The 1,936-nt window shown below is 64.6% G+C and carries 1 protein-coding gene and 1 pseudogene; one reads left to right on the forward strand and one right to left on the reverse strand.

Features of this window, described 5'->3' with window-relative positions; all coding sequences use genetic code 11:
* Positions 1-779: 779 nt before the first annotated feature.
* A complete protein-coding gene (locus AWC17_RS32790; protein ID WP_046187231.1) occupies positions 780-1,220 on the reverse strand; it encodes a Clp protease N-terminal domain-containing protein in 441 nt (146 codons plus the stop codon).
* Between the two features lie 495 nt (positions 1,221-1,715).
* Here AWC17_RS32790 and AWC17_RS34290 point away from each other — a divergent pair.
* A pseudogene (locus tag AWC17_RS34290) lies at positions 1,716-1,936 on the forward strand (hypothetical protein); the annotation flags it as partial.

Consider the following 1,936-nt stretch of genomic DNA (forward strand, 5'->3'; position numbering starts at 1 on the left):
TGATCACGCTGAGTCCCCCGATGCCGGCGCCGAGAATCAGGAGCTTCTTATTGGTGTTCATCGTGTCGTACCTTTCCCTTTTCGTGTTCATCGTCTCCTGCGCGGGGAGCTAGGTTCAGCCGTCCGGTGGCCATCGCAGCATTGGCGGTGCAGTGCCGTTGCCGCTGGCCAAATCGCGGCGGCGCGGCGACCGATGACCTGAGAAGCGCGCCGGCCCCGGACTCGCGCTCATGCAGGCGCGGCCTACTCGATCGAGCAACAGACGACCCCGCCGAGCGGTATTGTCCCTCGACGTAATCGGTTTCTAAAAGGCCTGGACGCCACCGGCGCCGTGCTGGGCTTTTCTAACGTTCTGCAGCATGACGCCGAGCCATTGCCTGCAAGCAAGCCCAGAATACCATACCGGGTATGGTATAGACCCGGACCGTTACCGTTAACATGACCAGGGTCGTCCGCATCCGCCTCGGCTGCCCGGCGCCGCGGCGGCAGCGTAAGGGCGGTATCGAACGTGCTCGGCCGATAGCGGCCGCCAGCCCTGGCCGACCTCGCACCGCAACTCGGCCGCCAGCGCCGCCGCCTCGCGCGAATCCCGCCGGGCCGGGCAACTCCCGGCTAGCTACCAAGCCGGCCAAACTGACCGCTGACCGGCAAGAACAGCTTCGTCCCGCGACCGGTGAAGCCGTGCGTGAATTCGCCGCAGCATTTCCGTATCGGCCCCGCCACCGCCTGCCGCTACCGTGTCTCAGGAAGTTTGTCGTCGAAAATTCCGATGCTTGTCGCTATGCCGACAGACCCCAGCCCCGTAGGAGTTGCTGGCGAATCCGTTCTGGGGTGGCTCCCATGCGTGCCAGGGCTTTGGTCGCAGTGGCGTCGGTTTGTCGGGACAGGCCCCAGAGGATGTGTTCAGCGTCGATGTAGGCATGGCTGTGTAGTTGTGCCTCGATACCACTGCGCTCAAGTGCTGTTTTCGCGCGCGGGGTGAAGGGAATGTGCCCCCTGGCACGTACTGCGCCCGGTGGGCGCATCTCTTCGAGCTTGTCGCGAATTGCCGGGGCCTCCAGCCCGAGCGTGTGCAATGCGTGCACGATCGGATCGTCTTTTTCGGCGATGAGCCCCAGCAGCAGGTGCTCGGTCCCGATGTAATCATGGTGGCGTGCCCGGGCCTCCTGCTGCGCCAGCACGACCGCTTGCCGCGCTCGCAAGGTGAACTTTTCGAACACCTTTCGCGCCCTCCCGTTCGACGGTCGATCCGCGCACATTGCGCCGCGATCTAGCAAAACATCCAGCACAAGCATCCCAAAAAACGCCGGCCTGGGGGCCCGCAACCGGTTTGCGCATCTCGCGTGAGGCCAGCGGCTGGGCTGGCGGGCACTGAGCGCGGCGCCCGATTGACGGGACCTTAGGCCATTGGGTCGTCTTGGGCCCTTCAGGCAAGCTGGAGCCCAGTGGCTAGGTTTTGGGACACAAGCTCGGACCACGTGGCGAAGTCTGACGAAGCCGAAGTTAGTAGACGTTGGGTCAGCCGGAAGTCCGCACGCCACCATTCGGCGCCGAACTACTGGCCCTCAACCCACAGCAGCTCGGTCAGGCGCCGACGACGTGTGGCCCGGACCGGCTCCCGGTTGGACAAGCGAGCAGAGTCGTGACCGAAACAACCCCGTACTGGTGATAGAAGGAGCGGGCGGCGTGCTGTACCCTCTAGGGGTATGGGGGCTATGCGGACACCGGCGGACGCTGATCGCGTCGCCGTCTTAGGGCGGTCGCGGTGGCGCTCTGTCGCCGTCGTGGTCGTCGCGGCCGCTGTCGCGATGTGGGTGCTCGTTTTCGGTGGGCACTCCGAATTAGGGTCGCAGCTTGCTGCCTCTCATCCGGCGCATGCCCTCGTTACCTCGCTAGGTTCTGAATTCGCCGTTAACGTCGGTCATCCGCATCTGTC

The organism is Mycobacterium nebraskense, assembly GCF_002102255.1.
In the GTDB taxonomy this organism is placed as follows: Bacteria; Actinomycetota; Actinomycetes; order Mycobacteriales; family Mycobacteriaceae; genus Mycobacterium; species Mycobacterium nebraskense.